At 73.2% G+C, this 21,181-nt stretch carries 16 protein-coding genes and 1 pseudogene; 4 read left to right on the top strand and 13 right to left on the bottom strand.

What is annotated here, in order from left to right:
• Window positions 1–415 precede the first annotated feature (415 nt).
• The 11 genes from tyrS to argC all read right to left on the bottom strand — a co-directional run bounded on the left by tyrS (window position 416) and on the right by argC (window position 11,780).
• The gene (gene tyrS / locus RYN42_RS13500) at window positions 416–1,678 is read right to left on the bottom strand and encodes a tyrosine--tRNA ligase (RefSeq protein ID WP_315096925.1); all 1,263 of its coding nucleotides are present in this window, start codon (window positions 1,676–1,678) and stop codon (window positions 416–418) included.
• Between the two features lie 94 nt (window positions 1,679–1,772).
• Window positions 1,773–2,474, bottom strand: a complete 702-nt coding sequence (locus tag RYN42_RS13495) for a DNA-3-methyladenine glycosylase (RefSeq protein ID WP_315096923.1) — start codon at window positions 2,472–2,474, stop codon at window positions 1,773–1,775.
• 63 nt (window positions 2,475–2,537) lie between these two features.
• A complete protein-coding gene (locus RYN42_RS13490) occupies window positions 2,538–3,092 on the bottom strand; it encodes a uridine kinase (RefSeq protein ID WP_315096920.1) in 555 nt (184 codons plus the stop codon).
• Window positions 3,089–4,516, bottom strand: coding sequence for an argininosuccinate lyase (gene argH / locus RYN42_RS13485; RefSeq protein ID WP_315096918.1), 1,428 nt, complete (start codon window positions 4,514–4,516; stop codon window positions 3,089–3,091). Before argH ends, RYN42_RS13490 begins: the two co-directional genes overlap by 4 nt.
• Window positions 4,509–5,747, bottom strand: a complete 1,239-nt coding sequence (locus tag RYN42_RS13480) for an argininosuccinate synthase (RefSeq protein ID WP_315096916.1) — start codon at window positions 5,745–5,747, stop codon at window positions 4,509–4,511. The genes argH and RYN42_RS13480 overlap by 8 nt, the downstream gene beginning before the upstream one ends.
• Window positions 5,748–5,800: 53 nt before the next feature.
• Window positions 5,801–6,331 (bottom strand): arginine repressor, encoded by a 531-nt coding sequence (locus RYN42_RS13475; RefSeq protein WP_315096914.1) that lies wholly within the window; start codon window positions 6,329–6,331, stop codon window positions 5,801–5,803.
• A complete protein-coding gene (gene argF / locus RYN42_RS13470; RefSeq protein ID WP_315096913.1) occupies window positions 6,328–7,260 on the bottom strand; it encodes an ornithine carbamoyltransferase in 933 nt (310 codons plus the stop codon). Before argF ends, RYN42_RS13475 begins: the two co-directional genes overlap by 4 nt.
• Window positions 7,257–8,546: an acetylornithine transaminase gene (locus RYN42_RS13465; RefSeq protein WP_315096911.1), complete on the bottom strand. Its 1,290-nt coding sequence runs from the start codon at window positions 8,544–8,546 to the stop codon at window positions 7,257–7,259. Before RYN42_RS13465 ends, argF begins: the two co-directional genes overlap by 4 nt.
• Complete coding sequence (gene argB / locus RYN42_RS13460; RefSeq protein WP_315096909.1) at window positions 8,543–9,517, bottom strand: acetylglutamate kinase; 975 nt, start codon at window positions 9,515–9,517, stop codon at window positions 8,543–8,545. Before argB ends, RYN42_RS13465 begins: the two co-directional genes overlap by 4 nt.
• Window positions 9,514–10,719: a bifunctional glutamate N-acetyltransferase/amino-acid acetyltransferase ArgJ gene (gene argJ, locus RYN42_RS13455; protein ID WP_315096908.1), complete on the bottom strand. Its 1,206-nt coding sequence runs from the start codon at window positions 10,717–10,719 to the stop codon at window positions 9,514–9,516. The genes argB and argJ overlap by 4 nt, the downstream gene beginning before the upstream one ends.
• A complete protein-coding gene (gene argC, locus RYN42_RS13450; protein WP_315096906.1) occupies window positions 10,716–11,780 on the bottom strand; it encodes an N-acetyl-gamma-glutamyl-phosphate reductase in 1,065 nt (354 codons plus the stop codon). The genes argJ and argC overlap by 4 nt, the downstream gene beginning before the upstream one ends.
• Before the next feature lie 36 nt (window positions 11,781–11,816).
• On the opposite strand from argC, the gene RYN42_RS13445 reads away from it, so the two are divergent.
• The 4 genes from RYN42_RS13445 (at window position 11,817) to RYN42_RS13430 (ending at window position 15,456) form a co-directional block, all read left to right on the top strand.
• Entirely contained in the window at window positions 11,817–12,848 is a 1,032-nt protein-coding gene (locus tag RYN42_RS13445; RefSeq protein ID WP_399552493.1) for a quinone oxidoreductase family protein, read from the top strand.
• A complete protein-coding gene (locus tag RYN42_RS13440) occupies window positions 12,845–13,591 on the top strand; it encodes a DsbA family oxidoreductase (RefSeq protein WP_315096903.1) in 747 nt (248 codons plus the stop codon). Before RYN42_RS13445 ends, RYN42_RS13440 begins: the two co-directional genes overlap by 4 nt.
• Window positions 13,579–14,076, top strand: coding sequence for a GNAT family N-acetyltransferase (locus RYN42_RS13435; RefSeq protein ID WP_315096901.1), 498 nt, complete (start codon window positions 13,579–13,581; stop codon window positions 14,074–14,076). The genes RYN42_RS13440 and RYN42_RS13435 overlap by 13 nt, the downstream gene beginning before the upstream one ends.
• A 93-nt stretch (window positions 14,077–14,169) precedes the next feature.
• Window positions 14,170–15,456, top strand: a complete 1,287-nt coding sequence (locus tag RYN42_RS13430; RefSeq protein WP_315096899.1) for a TrpB-like pyridoxal phosphate-dependent enzyme — start codon at window positions 14,170–14,172, stop codon at window positions 15,454–15,456.
• A gap of 79 nt (window positions 15,457–15,535) precedes the next feature.
• On the opposite strand, the gene RYN42_RS13425 is transcribed toward RYN42_RS13430, so the two are convergent.
• Window positions 15,536–20,494, bottom strand: a complete 4,959-nt coding sequence (locus tag RYN42_RS13425) for an ExeM/NucH family extracellular endonuclease (RefSeq protein WP_315096897.1) — start codon at window positions 20,492–20,494, stop codon at window positions 15,536–15,538.
• A 167-nt stretch (window positions 20,495–20,661) separates the two neighbouring features.
• Window positions 20,662–21,181: pseudogene (locus RYN42_RS13420) on the bottom strand (phenylalanine--tRNA ligase subunit beta); the annotation flags it as partial.

The raw sequence follows: 21,181 nt of genomic DNA, 5'->3' as shown, positions 1-21,181 counted from the left end.
ATATGGCATCGACTATTTGGCACACTGTTGAGTTCTCAAGGAACAGACGCGCATCTCCTCGAGATCTTTCGATCTCATCCGAGAGGCTTTGTCGTTCTGAATCCTACCTGGCTTTCGGACCGCTTCTCACCACCCTCTTGGGGGGAGCTGCGGGCCTGGAGCCCGTCCCCGTCCGGCGTCAGGGCGCGCGAAGCGCCTGTCAGCACGAGCGGGGGTGGCCACCCTAGGGACCAGCCACCGTGGTTCGATCCGCGGTGTCCGTTCCTCCCTCTCGGGCGACATCGAGAACATTACGCGCGTGTTGCGGCAGGTGGCAAATCGCGCTGCGGTGACCCCGGTCACGAGGTCTCGGGAGGGCGCGAAACCCCAGGTCAGAGCGCTGCGGGCAGGACCCGGAGGTCCTGCCCGCGCGTCCTCACGCCTGAGCCACGACGACCGCGAGCGTCCGCTTGCCCCGGCGCAGGACCGCCCAGCGCCCGTGCAGAAGGTCCTCGGTGCCGAGCACGGCGTCCTCGGAGGTCACGCGCGCGTTGTTCACGGACGCTCCGCCCTCGGCGATCGCCCGGCGCGCGGCTCCCTTGCTGGTCACCACACCCGTCGCGGCGAGCAGGTCCGCGACGAGGTCGCCGGCCGCCCCTCGGGTGGACGGCAGCTCGGCGACCGCCGCGGAGAGCGTGGCGGCGTCGAGGTCGCCCAGCGAGCCGCGACCGAACAGCGCCTGGCTCGCGGCCACCACCTGGTCGGCCGCGGCCACGCCGTGCACCAGGGCCGTGACCTCGTAGGCCAGGGCACGTTGGGCCTCACGTGCCGCCGGTCGCTCGGCGACGGCAGCCGCCAGCTCCTCGATCTCGGCGCGCGGACGGAAGCTGAAGACCTTGAGGTAGCGGACCACGTCGGCGTCGTCGGCGTTGAGCCAGAACTGGAAGAACGCGTACGGCGTGGTCAGCTCCGGGTCGAGCCAGACGGTGCCCGACTCGGTCTTGCCGAACTTGGTGCCGTCGGCCTTGGTGATGAGCGGTGTGGTGAGCGCGTGCACGGCGACGCCCTCGGCCTTGCGGATCAGCTCGACGCCCGACAGCAGGTTGCCCCACTGGTCGCTGCCGCCGGTCTGCAGCGAGATCCCGTGCCGCCTGTGCAGCTCGAGGTAGTCCATCCCCTGCAGGATCTGGTAGCTGAACTCGGTGAAGCTGATCCCGGCGTCGCTGTTCAGGCGTCGGGCCACGGTGTCCTTGGCGAGCATCGTGCCCAGGCGGTAGTGCTTGCCGATGTCCCGCAGGAAGTCGATGGCCGACAGGGGCGCGGTCCAGTCGAGGTTGTTCACCATGGTCGCGGCGTTCGGGCCGTCGAACCGCAGGAGCGGCTCGATCTGCTGGCGGATCCGCTCGACCCAGCCGGAGACCACGTCGCGGTCGTTGAGGGTCCGCTCCCCCGCCATCTTGGGATCACCGATCAGCCCGGTGGCGCCTCCGACGAGGCCGAACGGCCGGTGCCCGGCGTCCTGCAGCCGGCGCACGGTGAGGATCTGCACGAGGTTGCCGATGTGGAGGCTGGGCGCGGTGGGGTCGAACCCGCAGTACAGCGACACGGGTCCCGCCGAGAGCGCGTCGCGGAGGGCGTCGAGGTCGGTGGTCTGCGCGACGAGGCCGCGCCACTCGAGCTCGTCGAGGATGTGGTTCACAAGGTCTCCAGGTGGGTGGCCGGTGGGCCCGGTTCAGGCAGGCCCGGCAGAACGGTCGGGGTGGACGTGAGCGTGCAGCCGGCGCCGTCGCCCCTCACGGGGCGTCTGTCGACGCCGGCGCGCGATACGCCGGCCGATAGGCCGAGACGGTGCGCTCGTCGGTCAGCCAGTAGCGCCACGGGTACCGGGAACCCTCGCCGCCCGCACCCGAGACGCCCACGCGGGGACCGGTCTTGTGCGTCGGCCGGGCCACCACCTGGTGGCGGTGCAGCACGATCGCGCCCCCGGGCTCCGTGATGTCGGCGCCGTTGGCGCGCAGGTCGATGCCGAGCGCGACCGCGAGCCGGGCGGGTCCGCGGGCAAGCTGGCGCTCCGAGTCGACGACGCCAGAAGCCGCGCGCCGTGCCCAGGCGAGCTCCTTGCCCTCCACCACCTCGCCGGCGCGCAGCAGGACCGCCGACGGGCTGCCGGTCGGCTGCGTGACGATGTTGAGGCAGTGGTGCAGGCCGAGGTGCCGGTAGACGTACAGGCGGCCGGGCTCGGCGAACATGACCGCGTTGCGCGCGGTGCGGCCGCGGTAGGCGTGGGAGCCGGGGTCGTCGGCGCCGCCGTAGGCCTCGACCTCCGTGATCCGCAGCGTGACGTCGCCCTCGGGCGACCGCGAGGTGAGGTGGGCCCCCAGCAGGTCGCGCGCGACGGCGTGCACGTCACGGCTGAACCACACGCGCGCCGGGACCGCCGCGAGGCCGCGCGGGTCGGCGGTCTCACGGGTCGCGAGCGGTTCGGACGGGTGCACGCGCCCATCTTGCCGCACGAGGATGCCGGTGCGCGGCGCGGGCGGCCGACCCGAGACGGGCGATCAGCCGGTGGTCGACGCCCCACCGGTGTCCAGGCGGACGTCGGCCCTCTCGCGCGTCCGCTCCCGCGCGAAGTGAGCGGCCTCGTCGGCCATCCAGGTCCGCCAGAGCCCCTCGGCGTGGGCGCCGTCGCGCGCGAGGCCCCGCTCCAGTCGCAGGTTCGCGGGCGCCTCCACCCATACGCGCAGCACGGCGAGGTCGTCCACGGCGCGGCGGGCGGCGCCGCAGCCCTCCACGACGAGGAGCTCCGGGACCGGGACGTCGACCCACTCGGTGAAGGCCCCGGTCGGCCAGTCGTACCGCTGATAGCGGCCGGCCAGGCCGCGGCGCAGCGGCTCGAGAACCTGCGCGGACAGCCGAGGCCACAGCGACCCCTCGAGGCCGGACCAGCCCTCGTACAGGTCGTCCAGGTGGAGCACCGCCGCGCCCCGCTCCGCCAGGGCGGCCGCCAGCGTCGTCTTCCCCGACCCGGCCGGGCCGTCGACGGCAACCAGCCGGACCCGTCCGAGCCGGGGCCGGGCCGCGCGCGCCCGGACCACCAGCTCGTCGGCGATCACGACGCCCAGGTGCGCAGCTCCGCCGCGCGGGCGCGGGCCCGACCGAGCTGCTCGGCCACGCGTGCCGGAGCGGTACCGCCGTAGGCCGACCGCGACGCGAGCGAGCCCTCGACCGTGAGCACCGCGCGCACGTCGTGCGTCAGGTGCGGGGAGACGGCGGCGAGCTCGTCGTCGGTGAGGTCCCACAGCTCGATCGCCGGCTCGTGGTCCTCGCACGCGCGGACGCAGGCGCCCGCCACCTCGTGCGCGACGCGGAACGGCACCCCGGTGCGGACGAGCCACTCGGCGATGTCGGTGGCCAGGGAGAAGCCCTGGGGTGCGAGCGAGGCCATGCGCTCGGTGTCGAACTCGAGCGTCGCGACCATGCCGGCGAAGGCCGGCAGGAGCACGGTGAGCTGGTCGACCTGGTCGAACACCGGCTCCTTGTCCTCCTGCAGGTCGCGGTTGTACGCGAGCGGGAGGCCCTTGAGCGTGGTGAGCAGCCCGGTCAGGTCGCCGACGAGGCGTCCCGCCTTTCCGCGCGCCAGCTCGGCGACGTCCGGGTTCTTCTTCTGCGGCATGATGCTCGACCCCGTCGAGTAGGCGTCGTGCAGCCGGACGAAGCCGAACTCCCGGGTCGCCCAGATGACGACCTCCTCGGCCAGCCGGGAGATGTCGACGGCGAGCATCGCGGCCACGAACGCGAACTCGGCGACGACGTCGCGCGACGCGGTCCCGTCGATCGAGTTCTCGACCGGCCCGTCGAACCCGAGCTCCGCGGCGACCGAGGCGGGGTCGAGGCCGAGCGACGAGCCGGCGAGCGCCCCGGAGCCGTACGGCGAACGCGCCGCGCGGGCGTCCCAGTCCACCCAGCGCTCGACGTCGCGCAGCAGGGGCCACGCGTGCGCCAGCAGATGGTGCGCGAGCAGGACCGGCTGGGCGTGCTGCAGGTGGGTGCGGCCGGGCATCGGCGCATCACCGGCATGCTCCGCCTGCGCGACGAGAGCGTCGACCACGTCGAGCACGAGCCGCGCGAGGACGCGCGACTGTGACCGGAGGTACATGCGGACCAGGGTGGCGATCTGGTCGTTGCGCGAGCGGCCCGCCCGCAGCTTGCCGCCCAGGTCGGCGCCGGCGCGCTCGATCAGTCCCCGCTCGAGAGCGGTGTGTACGTCCTCGTCGTCGGGCCCCGGGCCGAACGCCCCGGAGGCGACGTCGGTCCGCAACCGCTCGAGGGCGTCGACCATGCCCGCGACCTCGGCGTCGTCCAGCAGTCCCGCCGCGTGCAGGACGTGCGCGTGGGCGACGGACCCGGAGATGTCGTGGTCGGCCAGGCGCCAGTCGAACTGCGTCGATCGCGACAGCTCGGCCAGGGCCGCGGCGGGTCCGGACGCGAACCGCCCACCCCACAGGGCGAGCGGGGCGTCCGGCGCCCGGTCAGCCATGGATCCCGCCCTGCGAGCCGAGGTCGACGCCGTTGCCGAAGCGCACGTCCCGCGCGGCCGCGAGCTTGGAGGACAGGCCGTAGATCTCGATGAAGCCCTTCGCCGCCGACTGGTCGAACGAGTCGCCCGTGTCGTAGGTCGCCAGGTTGAAGTCGTACAGGCTCGCGTCCGAGCGGCGGCCGGTGACCGTGGCGCGGCCACCGTGCAGGACCAGCCGCACGTCGCCCGAGACGTAGCGCTGGGTGTCGTCGACGAACACGTCGAGCGACTTCTTCAGCGGGGAGAACCACTGGCCGTCGTAGACCAGCTCGGTCCAGCGCTGCTCGACGCCCCGCTTGAACCGGGCCTGCTCCCGCTCGACGGTGACGTTCTCGAGCTCCTGGTGGGCCGCGATGAGCGCGATCGCGCCCGGCGCCTCGTAGACCTCGCGCGACTTGATCCCGACCAGGCGGTCCTCGACGATGTCGATCCGGCCGATGCCCTGGGCGCCGGCGCGGCGGTTCATCTCCTGGATGGCCTGCAGCGGCGTGACGGGGACACCGTCCAGCGCGACCGGGACGCCGGCCTCGAACGTGATGACGACCTCGTCGGCCACGGGCGGGAACGTCGGGTCGTCCGTGTAGGTGTAGACGTCCTTGGTCGGCGCGTTCCAGATGTCTTCCAGGAAGCCGGTCTCGACCGCCCGGCCCCACACGTTCTGGTCGATGGAGAACGGGTTGTGCTTGGTGGTCTCGATGGGCAGGGACCGGCGCGTCGCGAAGTCGATGGCCTTGTCCCGCGTGAGCGCGAGGTCACGGACGGGCGCGAGGCAGGTCAGGTCGGGCGCGAGGGAGGTGATGCCCACCTCGAAGCGGACCTGGTCGTTGCCCTTGCCGGTGCAGCCGTGCGCCACCGTCGTCGCGCCGAACTGGCGGGCGGCGCGCACCAGGTGCTTGACGATGACCGGGCGGGACAGCGCCGAGACAAGCGGGTACCGGTCCAGGTACAGGGCGTTCGCCTTGAGGGCCGGCATGCAGTACTCCTGCGCGAACTCGTCGCGGGCGTCGGCCACGTAGGCCTCCACCGCACCGCAGTCGAGGGCGCGCCGACGGATGACGTCGAGGTCCTCGCCACCCTGGCCGACGTCGACGGCGACCGCGATCACCTCGGCGCCGGTGGCCTCCGTGATCCAGCCGATGCCCACGGAGGTGTCGAGGCCCCCGGAGTAGGCCAGGACGACGCGCTCAGTCATGTGTCTTCTCTCTTCGATGCGTGGTGTGCGTGCTGCGAGGACGGTGCTGCGGGTCAGTCTGCGGGACGGGTGCGTGCGGGCGCGTCGGTGGCCAGCGCCAGGAAGCGCGCCGCCAGCGCGTCGCCGGTCTCCCCCTCGCGGGCGATGACCAGCACGGTGTCGTCGCCCGCGATGGTGCCGAGGACGGCGGGCAGGACGGAGTGGTCGATGGCCGACGCCAGGAACTGTGCGGCGCCGGGCGGCGTGCGCAGGACGACGAGGTTGCCCGACGCCTCGGCGGTGACCAGGAGCTCGGCGCACAGGCGCGCGAGCCGTGCGGCGAGCACCTCGCCGTCGGCGCCTGCCGCCGGCGTGCGCAGAGCGCCCTCGGCGGGCACGGCGTACGCGAGCGCGCCGGACGGCGTGCGGACCTTGACGGCCCGCAGCTCCTCCAGGTCGCGCGAGAGGGTGGCCTGCGTGACGGTGACGCCCTCGGCGGTGAGCAGCTCGGCCAGCTGCTGCTGGGAGTGGACGGTGCCCCGGGTGAGCAGCGCGGTGACCAGCGCGTGCCGCGCGGCCTTGGTGTGCGGGACCGTGACGCTCATGCGCTCTCCACCAACCAGGACAGGAGGGCCTTCTGGGCGTGCAGCCGGTTCTCGGCCTCGTCCCAGACCACCGACTGCGGACCGTCGAGCACCTCGGCGGTGATCTCCTTGCTCCGGTACGCCGGCAGGCAGTGCAGGACGAGGGCGTCCGGGGCGGCCAGCGACATGGCCGCCGCGTCGACCCGGAACGGGACGAACGGCGTCTCGCGCTCGGCCGCCTCGCCCTCCTGGCCCATCGAGACCCAGGTGTCCGTGGCGACGACGTCGGCGCCGGTGACGGCTTCGGCCAGCGAGTGCACCACGGTGACGGACCCACCGGTGTCCGCCGCGATCGCCGTGGCGTCCGCCAGGATCGACGCGTCCGGCACGTAGCCGTCCGGCGTCCCGATCCGCACGTGCAGCCCAGCGGTCGCGCCGCCCAGCAGGTACGAGTGCGACATGTTGTTGGCGCCGTCGCCGACGTAGGCGAACGTCAGCCCGGACAGCGACGCCACGCCGCCGCGGTGCTGCGCCACGGTCGCGAGGTCCGCGAGGATCTGGCACGGGTGGAAGTCGTCCGTCAGGGCGTTCACCACCGGGACTCCGGAGTGCTCCGCCATCTGCTCCAGGTGCCGCTGGGAGAACGTCCGCCACACGATCGCCGCGACCTGCCGGCCGAGCACCCGGGCGGTGTCCTCGATCGACTCGCGCTCGCCGATCCGGGCCAGCCTGCCGTCGACGCTCAGCGGGAAGCCACCGAGCTCGGCGATGCCGGCCGTGAAGGAGACCTGGGTGCGCAGGGTCGGCTTGTCGAAGATGACCGCGACCGCCCGCGGGCCGGTGAGCGGCGTGCGGATGAACCGATCGTCGCGGAACGCGAGCGCGAGCTCGAGGACGGATCGCTGCTCGCGGGGGCTCAGGTCGTCGTCACGGAGGAAGTGCCGGGTCATGACAGGTCCTCCGGGAGGGCGACGAGGAAGTCGACGAACTGCCCGGCCTGGTCGTGGGTGAGCACGAAGGGCGGGGCCAGCCGGACGGTGGTCGGCGTGCACGGGTTGACGATGAACCCGGCGTCCAGCGCCCGGGCCGCGACGACGGCCGCCACGGGCGACGTCAGCTCGATCCCGATGAGCAGCCCCTCGCCGCGCACCTCGCGGACGATCGGGGCGGTGGCGATCCGCTCGCGGAACGTGGCCCCGAGGCCGGCGACGTGCGCCAGCAGCCCGTCGCGCTCGATGACGCCGATCGTGGCGAGGCCCGCCGCGGACGCGACCGGGTTGCCGCCGAACGTCGTGCCGTGCTGACCGCGACCGAGCAGGGTCGCGGTCGCCTCCCCGTACGCGATGAGCGCGCCGACCGGGAAGCCTCCGCCGAGGCCCTTCGCCACCGTGACCGCGTCGGGCACGACGCCGCCGCCGAGGTGCGGCAGCTGGTGGGCGAACCACGCCCCGGTGCGGCCCATGCCGGTCTGCACCTCGTCGAGGATCAGCAGGGCACCGTGCTCGGCGGTCAGCGTGCGGGCGTGCGCCAGGTAGCCGGGCGGGAGCGGCCGGACGCCGGCCTCGCCCTGCAGCGGCTCGAGGAACAGGGCGGCCACCTGGTCGCCGTCGACCGCGAACGCGGCCTCCAGGGCGTCGGTGTCGGCGAAGGGCACGAACTCCACGCCACCCGGCAGCGGCTCGAACGGCTCGCGGTAGGCCGCCTTGTGGGTGAGCGCCAGGGCGCCCATCGACCGGCCGTGGAACGAGCCCTCCAGCGCCAGGACGCGCGGCCGGTCCGTCCCGCCGTTGCGGCGGGCGAGCTTGAACGCGGCCTCGTTGGCCTCGGTCCCGGAGTTGGTGAGGAAGACGCGCGAGCCCGCGGGAGCGCCGGCGAGCCCGAGCAGCCGCTCCGCGAACGCGATCTGGGTGGGGCTGCCGAAGAAGTTGGAGACGTGGCCGAGCGTGCCCAGCTGCGCGCTGATGGCGGCGGTCAGTGTCGGGTGCGCGTGGCCGAGCGAGTTCACCGCGATCCCGCCGAGCAGGTCCAGGTACCGGACGCCGTCGGCGTCCCAGACGTACGGCCCCTCGCCGCGGACCAGCACCCGCTGGGGCGCACCGAAAGTGTCCATGAGCGCGTGCGTGTAGCGGTCGGTCCACTGCGCGACGGAGCCGTCGGTGGTGGGCACCGGGAGCGACGCGTCCGGGCTGTCGGCCGACCGGTGCCGTGCCTTGACGCCCGTGTTCTCGACGGTCATGCGGTCACCTCGGGGGCGTGCGGCACCACGGGGACGGGTGCGGTGAACGGGGCGTCGGCCGGTTCCTCGTCGGGCAGGACCATGGTGCCGATGCCGTCGGAGGTGAAGACCTCGACCAGGATCGAGTGGGGTGCGCGGCCGTCGATGACGTGGGCGCGCCCGACACCACCCTCGACCGCCCGCCAGCAGGCCTCCATCTTCGGGCGCATGCCGGCGTCGAGGCTCGGGAGCAGCTCCGCGAGGGCGCTGGCGCTGATCCGGCGCACGAGGGACGTGGTGTCCGGCCAGCTGGTGTACAGCCCCTCCACGTCGGTGAGCACGACGAGCTTGCGGGCGCCGAGCGCCACGGCGAGGGCGGCCGCCGCGGTGTCGGCGTTGACGTTGAGCACCTGCGTGGGGTCGTCGAGGTCGGGGGCCACCGTGGAGACGACGGGGATCCGTCCGGCGTCGAGCAGGTCGAGGACCGCGCCGGGGTTCACCTTGACCACGTCGCCGACCTGACCGATGTCCACGCTCACGCCGTCGACGATCGCGGTGCGCCGACGCGCCTGGAAGAGCCCGCCGTCCTCGCCCGACAGCCCGACGGCGTGGGGTCCGTGAGCGTTGAGGAGCCCCACCAGCTCGCGCGAGACCTGCCCCGTGAGCACCATGCGCACGACGTCCATCGCCTCGGGGGTGGTCACCCGCAGGCCGCCACGGAACTCCGACTCGATGCCCAGGCGGTCGAGCATCGCGTTGATCTGCGGTCCCCCGCCGTGCACGACGACCGGCTTGAGGCCGACCTGGCGCAGGAACACCATGTCCTCGGCGAACGACCGCTTCAGGCCGTCGTCGATCATCGCGTTGCCGCCGTACTTCACGACGACGAGGGCTCCCGCGAACTTCTGCAGCCACGGCAGCGCCTCGACGAGGACCTCCGCCTTCTGGTCCGCGCGCAGGTCGGTGCGGGTGTTGAACGTGAAGTCGCTCATGTGGAGTACGCGCTGTTCTCGTGGACGTAGTCGTGCGTGAGGTCGTTGGTCCAGACAGTGACCGTCTCGGCGCCCGCGTGCAGGTCGACGACCACCTGCACCTCCCGGTGCGCCGCGAGGTCCACCTCGGTCCGGGGCCGGAACGCGCCGCCCGCTCTGCACACCTGGACGCCGTTGATGGTGACGTCGAGCTGCGCGGGGTCGAACGCGGCGACGCTCTCCGGCACGGTGCCCACCTGGGCGAGGACGCGGCCCCAGTTGGGATCGTTGCCGAACATGGCGGCCTTGAACAGGTTGGACCGCGTGACCGCCCGGGCGACCGCGAGCCCGGCGTCCTGCGTCTCGGCGCCGGTGACGGTCACCGCGATGTCGTGCGTCGCCCCTTCGGCGTCCGCGACGAGCGCCCGGGCCAGCTCGCCGCAGACCTGCGTCAGGGCGGCTCCGAAAGCGGCGGAGTCCGGCACGGCGCGGCTCGCGCCCGAGACGAGCAGCGTGACGGTGTCGGACGTCGACATGCAGCCGTCGGAGTCCACCCGGTCGAAGGTCTGGGCCGTCGCAGAGCGCAGGGCGGCGTCCGCCGTCTCGGCGTCGATCACGGCGTCCGTGGTCAGCACGCAGAGCATCGTGGCCAGACCGGGGGCGAGCATGCCCGCCCCCTTGGCCATGCCGCCGACGGTCCACGCGCCCTCCGGGCCCTCGATCGTGACGTGGGCCGTCTTGGCGACGCTGTCAGTCGTCATGATCGCGACAGCCGCGTCGGGTCCCCCGTCGGCAGCCAGGGCGCCCACGGCCACCTCCACACCGGCGAGGAGCGCGTCGATGGGCAGCCGCTCGCCGATCAGGCCGGTGGAGCACACGACGACGTCGCCCGCGGAGATCTCCAGGGCGGCGCCGACCTTCTCCGCCGTGGCGTGGGTGTCCGCGAAGCCCTCGGGGCCCGTGCACACGTTGGCGCCACCGGAGTTGAGGACCACGGCGCTGACGACGCCGTCCGCCACGGCCTGCCGCGACCAGACGACGGGCGCGCCCACGACCCGGTTGGTGGTGAACACCGCCGCGGCGGCCTGCGAGGGGCCGTCGTTGACGACGAGCGCGAGGTCGGGGCGGCCGGACGCCTTGAGCCCGGCCGTGATGCCGGCGGCGCGGAACCCGGCCGCCGCGGTGACGCCCGGAGAGGACGACGGGAGCGACTCGACGGTCACGGTGCGACTCCGTCCAGGGGGAGGCCGAGCGTCTCGGGGAGGCCGAGCGCGAGGTTGAGGGACTGCAGGGCGCCACCGGCGGTGCCCTTGACCAGGTTGTCGATGGCGGTCACGGTCACCACGCGACCGGCGCGCTCGTCGACGGCGACCTGCACCAGCGCGGTGTTGGCACCCAGGGTCGCGGCGGTCGTCGGCCACTCGCCCTCCGGCAGGAGGTGCACGAACGGCTCGTCGGCGTACGTCTCCTCCCACGCGGCGCGCACGGTGCCCGGGTCGACGCCCGCGGCCAGCCGCGCGGTGGCGGTGGCCAGGATGCCTCGGGCCATGGGCACGAGGGTCGGGGTGAACGAGATCGTGACGTGGTCCGCGCCGGCCGACCGCAGGTTCTGCGCGATCTCCGGGATGTGGCGGTGGGTCCCGCCGACGGCGTACGGCTGGGCAGCACCGAGCGCCTCGCTGGCGAGCAGGTGCGTCTTGAGAGACCTGCCCGCGCCGGAGTAGCCGTTGGCGAGCACCGCGACGAGATCGGTGGGCTCGATCAGCCCGGCCGCGATGCCCGGCTGGAGACCGAGGGAGACCGCGGTGACGTTGCAGCCGGGGACGGCGATCCGCCGGGCGGCAGCGAGCGCGGCGCGCTGACCGGCCGCGGTGCGCTCCCCCGGGTGCAGCAGCTCGGGCAGACCGTAGGGCCAGGTGCCGGCGTGCGGGCTGCCGTAGAAGTGCTCCCAGTCGGCGGCGTCGGCGAGCCGGTGGTCGGCCCCCAGGTCCACGACGATCGCGCCGTCGCCGCGCGCCTCGAGCTCGGCGGCGATCGCGCCGCTGGCGCCGTGCGGCAGGGCGAGCACGACGACGTCGTGGCCTGCGAGCGTCTCGACGCCGGTGGGCGCCAGCACGCGGTCGGCCAGCGAGCGCAGGTGCGGCTGGTGGGCACCGAGGTGCGAGCCTGCGTTGGAGTGCGCGGTGAGCGTGCCGATCCGCGCCTCGGGGTGCGCGAGGAGCACACGGAGCATCTCTCCGCCTGCGTACCCGCTGGCACCCGCGACCGCGACCGTGAACGTCATGTGCATGAACATACACAAGTGTGCAGGAAGATACGAATGCGTCGCGTCGGGAAGTTCGTCGACCCGTCCCGCGTTGGCGCTGACGTGCGCGCCATCCGAGCCACCGCCGCGGGCGGTCCCGACGTCCTCGAGCTCGTCGACCTCCCCGACCCCGAGCCGGGCCCGGACCAGCTCCTCGTCCGGGTGTCCGCCGCCGGCGTGAACTTCATCGACACCTACCGCCGGTCCGGCACGTACCCGGTGCCGTTCCCGCACGTCGTGGGCTCCGAGGGTGCCGGCGAGGTCGTGGCGGTGGGAGCCGAGGTCAGCGAGATCGCCGTCGGCGACCGCGTGGCGTGGTCGTCGGCTCCCGGCTCCTACGCCGAGCTCGTCACCGTCCAGGAGTCGCGCGCGCTGCTCGTCCCGGAGGGCGTGCCCGACGAGGTCGCCGCCGCGGTCCCCCTGCAGGGCATGACCGCGCACTACCTGGTCACCTCCACGTTCCCCGTGCAGGCCGGTCAGGACGTCCTCGTCCACGCCGCCGCGGGGGGCGTCGGCCTGCTGCTCACCCAGCTGGCGGCCCGGCGGGGCGCGCGGGTGATCGCGACCGTCGGCAGCGTCGAGAAGGAACGGCTGGCCCGCGAGGCCGGAGCCGCCGACGTGATCCGCTACCGCGAGCTCGCCGACCTCACCGCCGACCTCCCCGCCCAGGTGCGCGCGCTCACCGGCGGCCTGGGCGTGCACGCCGTCTACGACTCCGTCGGCAAGGACACGGTCGACGCCTCGCTCGCCTCGCTGCGCCGGCGCGGCACCCTCGTCCTGTTCGGTGCGTCGTCCGGACCGGTCCCGCCGGTCGACCCCCAGCGCCTCAACGCCGCGGGCTCGATCTTCCTCACCCGCCCGAAGCTCGAGGACCACGTCGTCACGCGCGACGAGCTCACCTGGCGCGCCCGCGAGCTGTTCGACGCCGTGCGTGCCGGCGAGCTCGCCGTGCGGATCGGCGCCACGTTCCCCCTGGCTGACGCGGCCGAGGCCCACCGCGCGCTCGAGTCGCGCTCCACCACCGGAAAGGTGCTGCTGCTCCCGTGACGATCCCCACCCTGAACACGGTCCGGACCCTGCAGGTCGAGGTCTGGTCCGACATCGCCTGCCCCTGGTGCTACATCGGCAAGCGACGCTTCGCGACCGCCCTCGCCGACTTTCCGCACCGGCAGCACGTCCAGGTGACGTGGCGGTCGTACGAGCTGTCGCCGCGCACGCCGGTCGGCCCGGGCAGGCCGGAGATCGACATGCTGGCCGCACTCAAGGGCATCCCGCACAGCCAGGTGAAGCAGATGTTCGCGCAGGTCACCGCTGTGGCGGCTGGGGAGGGCCTCGCCTACGACTTCGACCGAGCGCTGGCGGTCAACACCTTCGCCGCGCACCGGCTCGTTCACGTCGCGCGCACCACGGGGGGTCCCGAGCTGGCGGAGCGCGTGCTCGAGACGCTCTTCTCGGCGCACTTCGAGCACGGCGCCGACCTCGGCGACGAGGGCACGCTCGTGGACCTCGTCAGCAGCGCGGGCCTGGACGCTGCGACCGCCCGGGCCGCGCTCGCCGGAGACGACGGCGCCGAGGCCGTGCGGGCCGACGAGGACGAGGCGCGGGCGCTCGGGGTGACCGGTGTGCCGTTCTTCGTCGTCGACCGGCGGGTCGCCGTGTCCGGTGCGCAGCCCGCAGACGTGTTCACCCAGCTGCTGGAGGCCGGGTGGCGCGAGGCGAACCCGCTGCAGACGCTGGCGTCCGCGGACCCCGACGCCGCCGCGTGCGTCGACGACTCGTGCGCGATCTGATCCTGCGCGCGGTAGCGCCGGCGGACCTGGCCGAGCTGGCGCGACTGAACGACGACGCCGTGCCCGCGGTCAACGCGCTCGGCGTGGACGGGCTCGCGGCGCACGTGCCGGACTGCGCCCTGGCGCTCGTCGCGGAGCAGGACGGGGAGCTGCAGGGGTTCGTCCTCTCGCTCGCACCCGGAGCCACCTATGCCAGCGAGAACTACCGCTGGTTCACGGAGCACTCCCCGGGCTCCCTCTACGTCGACCGCATCGTCGTGGCCCCCACGGCGCACGGTCGCGGCATCGGCCGGCTGCTCTACGAGGCGGTCGACGAGCGGGCCCGCGAGCTCGGGCTCGGCCACGTGACCTGTGAGGTGAACCTCGAGCCCCCGAACCCGCAGTCGCTCGCGTTCCACGAGCGTCTCGGGTTCCGCCGGGTCGGCACCCAGTCCACGAAGGGCGGCTCCGTCGTCGTGGCCCTGCTGTCGCGCGACGTCGGCTGACGCGAGTGCGGCGCTACGCTGCCGCTGCGCACCAGAGCCGGTCGCGGACCGTCGACGGGCGCACCCCACTCGGCGCGCGCTCCGGAGGCCCTGATGACGTCCCCGCTCCTCGACACCCTCGGTGTCTCCGTCCCCTCGACGGTCCCCACGCACTGGTACAACCTTGCCGCGGACCTGGTGACACCGTGCCCACCTGCGCTGCACCCCGGCACGCGTGAGCCGCTGACGCCGGACGACCTGGCGCCGCTGTTCCCGATGGCGCTGATCATGCAGGAGGTCAGCACCGAGCGGTGGGTCGAGATCCCCGAGCAGGTGCGTGAGATCTACGCCCTGTGGCGACCGTCGCCCCTCGTCCGTGCCCTGCGGCTCGAGCGGGCGCTGGGCACACCCGCGCGGATCTACTACAAGTACGAGGGTGTCAGCCCGGTCGGGTCGCACAAGCCGAACACCGCCGTCGCGCAGGCGTACTACAACGCCGCCGAGGGCATCACCCGGCTCACCACCGAGACGGGTGCCGGTCAGTGGGGCGCCTCGCTGGCCATGGCCTGCGCGCTGCTCGGACTGACCTGCGAGGTCTGGCAGGTCCGGGCCTCGTTCGACTCCAAGCCGTACCGCCGGATGCAGATGGAGACGTACGGCAGCATCTGCCACCCGTCGCCGTCGGACCTCACCGAGGCCGGCCGCGCGATGCTCGCCGCCGACCCGCAGACCACCGGCTCGCTGGGGATGGCCATCAGCGAGGCGGTCGAGGCGGCCGCGGGCGACCCGGGGGCGCACTACGCGCTGGGCAGCGTCCTCAACCACGTGCTGCTCCACCAGAGCGTCATCGGCGTCGAGGCGCTCGCGCAGCTGGACTCCCTGGAGGAGAGCGCCGACGTCGTCTTCGCCTGCGCGGGGGGCGGCTCGAACCTCGGCGGGCTGAGCTTCCCGTTCCTGGGCCGCAACCTGCGCGAGGGCACCTCCACGCGGGTCGTCGCGTGCGAGCCTGCCGCGTGCCCCTCACTGACCCAGGGCGAGTACCGGTACGACTTCGGGGACGTCGCCGGGCTCACCCCGCTGCTGAAGATGCACACGCTCGGCGCCGACTTCGTGCCGCCGCCGATCCACGCCGGCGGCCTGCGGTACCACGGGATGGCGCCGATGGTCTCGCACGCCGTCGAGCTCGGCATGATCGACGCGATCGCCGTGGAGCAGGACGCCGCGTTCGCCGCCGGCATCTTGTTCGCCCGCGCCGAGGGCATCATCCCCGCGCCCGAGTCCACGCACGCCGTCGCCGGCGCCATCGCGCACGCCCGGGCCGCCACGGAGGCGGAGACGATCGTGATCGGGCTGTCGGGCAACGGCGTGCTGGACCTGCCCGCGTACCACGACTACGTCTGAGCACGACCGTCTGAGCAGCACGTCCGAGCACGACCGAGGCCCGCGCCCCCCGAGGGGACGCGGGCCTCGGTGCGTGCGGTCAGCGGGTGCTGACGGGCGTGCTCGTGCTCGGGCTCACGTTGGCGGGGTCGCTGGGGACGAACGTCGCCGTGTACGTGTGCCGGCCCGACGGGACCGTCCCGATCGCGATGCCCAGCACCACGTTGAGCCGCTTGACCACCGTGGTGCCCTCGCGGATCTCGATGGTGCCCGAGGGAACCCGTCCGTTGTCGGTCGCGACCGTGGCGATCGCGATCGACGGGATGAACAGGAAGCCGCGCGTCACGCTCAGACCGGTCGTCGTGGTCACCCTGTTCACGGTCACCGTGACCGGAGCGGACTCCGAGCCGGTCACCGTGCTGTCACCCGCGAACCGGGCGACCACCGGGTAGCTGCCGGCCGGCGTGGAGGCCGGCAACCGCAGGGTCGCCACGCCGCTGCTGTTCAGGGTCGCCGTGCCGAGCACCGTGGTGCCCGAGACGAACTCGACCGTGCCGGCCACCGGCACGTCGGCCGTGACCGTCGCGGTGAGCGTGACCCGCGTCGACGACCCGTACACCTGGCTCGACGGCGACGCCGTGAGCGTGGTGGTCGACGACAGGGTGCCCGCCTCCACGGTGAGCGGGAGCGTCACGGTGGTGCCGCTCGGGCTCGCCACGAGGGTGAGCGTGTGGGCGCCGGCCGGGGTGCCCGCCGGGATCGTCACCGAGACGTCGGCGTTGCCGCCGCTGACCGGGACGGTCCCGAGGGACGTGCCGTCCAGCCGGACGTCCAGGGTGGTGTTCTGCGGCGAGCCGAGACTCGTCAGGTCGAGCTTCGTCACCGGGAACGTCAGCGTGTCACCTGCGGTCACCGTCGAGGGCACCGTCGGCACGCCGACCGCCTGCCGGGCGAAGTCCGGGGCCAGACCCGGGTGCGCCTGCAGGTAGCTGATCCAGCCGTCCCGGTCGATGAGGCCCGAGTCCCGGGCATCCGTGCCGTCGTTGAACACGCGGAAGTTGTCCCCGCCTGTGATGAGGAAGGAGAACGTGCCGATGCGGTAGCTCGCTGCCGGGTCGATCGGTGCACCGTCCACAGTGATGGACGTGATGCGCGATCCCGCCGGGGCGGCGGCGTCGTACGTGTACGTCACGTTGTCCGACAGGCCCAGCTGGAGGTAGGACCGGCTCGGCACCGTGCCGTCCGGCAGCGTCTGCCACTGCTGCTCGAGCATCACCTTGAACTGGGCGCCTGTGAGCGACGTGGTCCAGAGGTTGTTGACGAACGGCAGCACGCCGTTGGCCTCGGCCGTGGTCACGACCCCGTCGGGTGCGTAGTAGAGCTCGCCACGCAGGCCGCCCGGGTTGACGACGCCGATCTCGGCGCCGCCGAGGTTGTCCGGTGCGAGGGTGTCGCGCAGCGCGTTGGCCACGAGGTCACCCAGCGTGGACTCGCTCGCCCGGTCGTCACGTGCGGTCGAGGCGGCCGTGTAGCCGGTCGGGCCGTAGGTGCCGCCCGTGAACGCGGTCGTGATGTCCGCCGTGACCGACCCCACCGGGACGGACCCGACGGTGTTGGCGTAGGCCAGGGCGGCGGTGACGATGGTGTTGACCTGCGCCACCCGGGGGTACGTCGCGACCAGCTGGGCCGCGAACGCCGCCTCGTTCTGCGCCGGGGTGTTGCCGGCGACGACCGGGGCGACCAGGCGCGGGACGTTCTGCTGCGTGTGCGCGACGACCTCGCCGCTGGCCGGGTCGAACGTGAGCACGACCTTGCCGATGTACTCGCCGTAGCTGCCGGTCTGGACGACCGGTCGGGTCGCGTTGGGCTCGCCGGGGACCGGCGCCTCCCACGCGTACTGCTGGTGGGTGTGGCCGGTGAAGATCGCGTCGACGGTCCCGGAGGTCTCCTCGACGATCTTGGTGAACGCACCGCCCTCGGCGAGCTCCTCCTCGAGGGTGCCACCCGGCAGACCCTCGCCCGCACCCTCGTGGTAGCTGGCCACGAGCACGTCTGCCTCGCCGTTGGACTCGTCGCCGTCGCTCAGCGCTGCCGCGACGCGGTTCACCGCGTCGACCGGGTCACCGAACTCCAGCTCCGTGATGCCGCCGGGCGTGACCAGCGACGGGGTCTCCTCGGTGACCGCGCCGATGACACCGACCGAGACGCCGTCCATGTCGAGGATCGCGTACTCCGGCAGCGCCGGCGTCGTGGTGCCCTTGAGGTAGACGTTCGCGCCGAGGTAGGCCCACTTCGCGTTGGTGCCGCCCGCGATCACGCGGTCGGTGAGGTCCTGGAACCCCTTGTCGAACTCGTGGTTGCCCACGGCCGACGCGTTGAGCTCGAGGGCGTTGAGCACGTCGATCGTCGGCTGGTCCTGCTGGACCGCCGAGGCGAACAGGGACGCGCTGATGTTGTCGCCGGCCGAGAGGAACGCGACCGGACCGCCGGCCGCGATGGCCGCCGCCTTCTCCTTCTCCACCGTGCCCGCGAACTTCACGGTGTTGGCGTCGATGCGCCCGTGGAAGTCGTTGATGTCGAGGAGCGTGAGGTCCACCGGCTTGGCGGCGCCCTCGACGAGCCCGACGATCACCGGGTCGTGGTCGGAGGACCGGTACACGTCCGGTGCGTAGTAGAGCGTGCCGTGGTAGTTGTACCGGTCGTACTCGAGCGCGATGGACTCCTCGGCGTTGATCTCCCAGATGTCCGCCCCGGTGGCCCGCAGCATGGCGGGACCGTTGAGCAGCACGTGGTCGAGCGAGCCTGAGAGCCCGCTGAACGAGTAGGAGAACTGGCCGTCGGCGAGCGCGGTCGCGGCGTCGGTGTACCCGTCGTCGTACAGCACCTGCAGCGGGTCCTCCAGCGTGTACGCGTTGAAGTCACCGATGAGCGCGACGGCCTCGGCGTCGCCCTGGACGGTCGGCACCCAGTCGCGCAGCGCGGTCGCCTGCAGGACGCGGGACGCGTTCGAGGCGCCCTGTCCGTCGCCGGCGTCGGCGTCGCCCGGCCACGGACCGGCCGAGCCCTTGGACTTGAAGTGGTTGACGGCGACGAAGAACGGCTCGCCCCCGCCGACCGGCGTGAACACCTGGCCGATGGGCTCCCGCGCGTTCCCGAACGCCTGGTCGTCACCGCTCTGGTCGCCAAGGGCTCGCGACTCGCCCGTCCGCTCGACGGCGGCCGGCTTGTAGATCAGCGCGTTGGTGATGACGTCCTGCCCGGCGGCCGGCGGCAGCTCGGCCGACGACGGGACGAACGCCCAGACGTCGGAGCCGGCTGCGGTGTTCAGCGCCGCGACCAGGGTCCCGAGTGCCTCGTCGGCGACGCCGTCGACCTTGGCCGAGTTCTCGATCTCCAGCAGCCCGACCACGTCGGCGTCGAGCGCGTTGATGGCCGCCACGATCTTGTCCTGCTGACGCTGCAGGTCGGCCGGGTCCCAGGCACCACGCGGGTCACAACCCGAGTTCACGGTGACGGGGTCGCCCGTGCGGTCGTTGAACGACGTGCAGCCGGCCGTGGTGGCACCCAGCGTGGTGAAGTAGTTGAGGACGTTGAACGAGGCGACCTTGAGGTCACCGCCCACGGCGGACGGGGCCGTCGTCCGGTCGTTCTCGAACGTGACGGCCGCGGGGCCGGCGGAGGTCGGGTTGAGCTTCCACACGTTGTTGCGGAAGTCGACGACCACCGGCGCGGTGAGGGTCGCCGCTGCGCCGACGCGGACCGGGTTGGTCAGCGAGACGTACGGCGGCGTGAGGCCGGAGTTGGCCGCGGACAGGAAGTTGGTGCTCGCACCGTCGTCCAGCACCACGCCGCGGGCGGTGTTGTCGGCTGCGGCTGCGAGCGCCTCGGCAGAGCCGGGCCGACCGACCTCGGTGGGCTGCAGCAGCGGCAGCGTGCCGGCGGCGAGGCCGACCTCGCCGTACTGGTTGGTGGAGAACGTGTTGGTGATCGTGAGGTCACCGGTCGGCTGGTACAGCATCGACTCGAGCGCCTCGCGGGCGGCGTCCGTGGTCGGCCAGGCGGCCGACACCGGGGTCACCGGGGCGGCGGCGGGAAGCACGACCAGGTCGGCCGCAGCCGCCACCGTGATCTCCGTCAGGCCGTTGAACTCGCTGACCGCACCGGTCACCTGCACGTGGTCGCCGATCGCGACCGAGCCGACGGTGGCCGACGAGAAGACGAAGATCGCGTCGGACGCCCCGGGCGTCGCGTCGGTGGCGCCGCCCGTGCCGGCCGTCTGGATCACGTAGCCGTTGAACCCTCCGGTCGGGTAGGCGGCCGTGACCACACCGGTCGTGATGACCGACTCCCCGACGAACGGCGACGCGGACCCGGTGCCCTGGATGGCCGCGATGGTCTGCTCGGTGGGGTCCTCGGGCTCGACGGGGCCGGAGCCGGCGGCCGTCGGGGTGGGGGCGCCGGCCGTGAAGTCGACGGCGTTGTTCGCGGTGTGGGTGTGCGCGGCGTCGCGCGACACGGAGGTGGCGTTCGTCGTGGCGGGCGCGGGGCCGGACCCGGCGAACCCGGTGGCGGCACCCCAGCCGACCAGGTCGACGACGGCGGCCTCGGCGGCGCACGCGGTGGAGCAGGTCAGCGCGGTCGCCGTGCTGGTCAGCGCGACCTTGCCGCCCGTCCCGCCCATCGCGATGGTGCCGTCGACGTCCACGGTGACGTCCGGGGCGGCCGTGTTGGCGCCGAAGGCCTCGCCGACCAGGAGGTACCCGCCCGGTGCGATGGTGCCGGTCAGCGCGGTCCGCTGCCAGGAGGCGCCCGTGGTGGAGGCGTACTGGACGCTCCACCCGGTGACGTCCACCGCAGCGGCGCTCCGGTTGTACAGCTCGACGAAGTCCCGGTCGAACGGCGCTCCGGAGTTCCCTCCCCCGCCGTACACCTCGTGCACCACCACGGGTGCGTCCGTCGACACGGCGGCGTGGCCTGCGCTCGCCCCCACGATCGTCCCCACCAACGCGAGCCCGAGAGCTGCGGTGCCCCCGGTGAGCTTCTTCAGACCAGCACGCACGAGCACTCCTTCATCGGGGCAGGCCGTTGGCACGGCCGGGACCACGATGACTGTTCGTCCCTTTCGTGGCAACTACTCCCCGGTAACTATTGGGTGAACTCGTCCGATGACTCGCGGGACGACGACGCCCCCGCCGACCGTGGTCGACGGGGGCGCGGGTCGGTCGGTCAGGCGCGCAGCGTCGCGCCGAACCGCCTGTGCGCCTCGGCGACGACGGCCTCGCGGACGTCGGCCGCCTCCTGGGCGGTGAGCGTGCGGTCGTCGGCCCGCAGGCGCAGGGAGAACGCGAGCGACCGGAGGCCCTCGCCCACCTGCGAGCCGGTGTAGACGTCGAACAGCCGGACGTCCTCGACGACGTCGCCCGCCGGGCTGGCCGACGCACCTGTCCGCACGGCGTCCAGCACGTCGGCGGCGGGCACCGCCGCGTCGACCACCAGGGCGACGTCCTCCTTGGCCACCGGGAACGTCGAGACCGGCACCGCCTGGACGGGGTCGGGCGACGCCGCGGCGAGCAGCACGTCGAGGTCGAGCTCGAACGCGGCGGCGCGCGCCGGCAGGCCGAGCGCGCTGACGACGTTCGGGTGCAGCTCGCCCGCGTGGCCGACCAGCGTGCCGTCGGTCGTCGTGAGGCGCGCGCACCGGCCGGGGTGCCACGGAGCGTGCCCGGCGTCGGCGGACGCCACGAGC

The sequence above is a fragment of the uncultured Cellulomonas sp. genome (assembly GCF_963527515.1).
In the GTDB taxonomy this organism is placed as follows: domain Bacteria; phylum Actinomycetota; class Actinomycetes; order Actinomycetales; family Cellulomonadaceae; genus Cellulomonas.
This window is presented reverse-complemented; position numbering and strand designations above follow the sequence as displayed.

Coding starts and splice junctions, on each gene's coding strand:
- argH (WP_315096918.1), bottom strand. CDS start 4,516: ATGGCTGACCGGGCGCCGGACGCCCCGCTCGCCCTGTGGGGTGGGCGG.
- RYN42_RS13480 (WP_315096916.1), bottom strand. CDS start 5,747: ATGACTGAGCGCGTCGTCCTGGCCTACTCCGGGGGCCTCGACACCTCC.
- RYN42_RS13475 (WP_315096914.1), bottom strand. CDS start 6,331: ATGAGCGTCACGGTCCCGCACACCAAGGCCGCGCGGCACGCGCTGGTC.
- argF (WP_315096913.1), bottom strand. CDS start 7,260: ATGACCCGGCACTTCCTCCGTGACGACGACCTGAGCCCCCGCGAGCAG.
- RYN42_RS13465 (WP_315096911.1), bottom strand. CDS start 8,546: ATGACCGTCGAGAACACGGGCGTCAAGGCACGGCACCGGTCGGCCGAC.
- argB (WP_315096909.1), bottom strand. CDS start 9,517: ATGAGCGACTTCACGTTCAACACCCGCACCGACCTGCGCGCGGACCAG.
- argC (WP_315096906.1), bottom strand. CDS start 11,780: ATGACGTTCACGGTCGCGGTCGCGGGTGCCAGCGGGTACGCAGGCGGA.
- RYN42_RS13445 (WP_399552493.1), top strand. CDS start 11,817: ATGCGTCGCGTCGGGAAGTTCGTCGACCCGTCCCGCGTTGGCGCTGAC.
- RYN42_RS13430 (WP_315096899.1), top strand. CDS start 14,170: ATGACGTCCCCGCTCCTCGACACCCTCGGTGTCTCCGTCCCCTCGACG.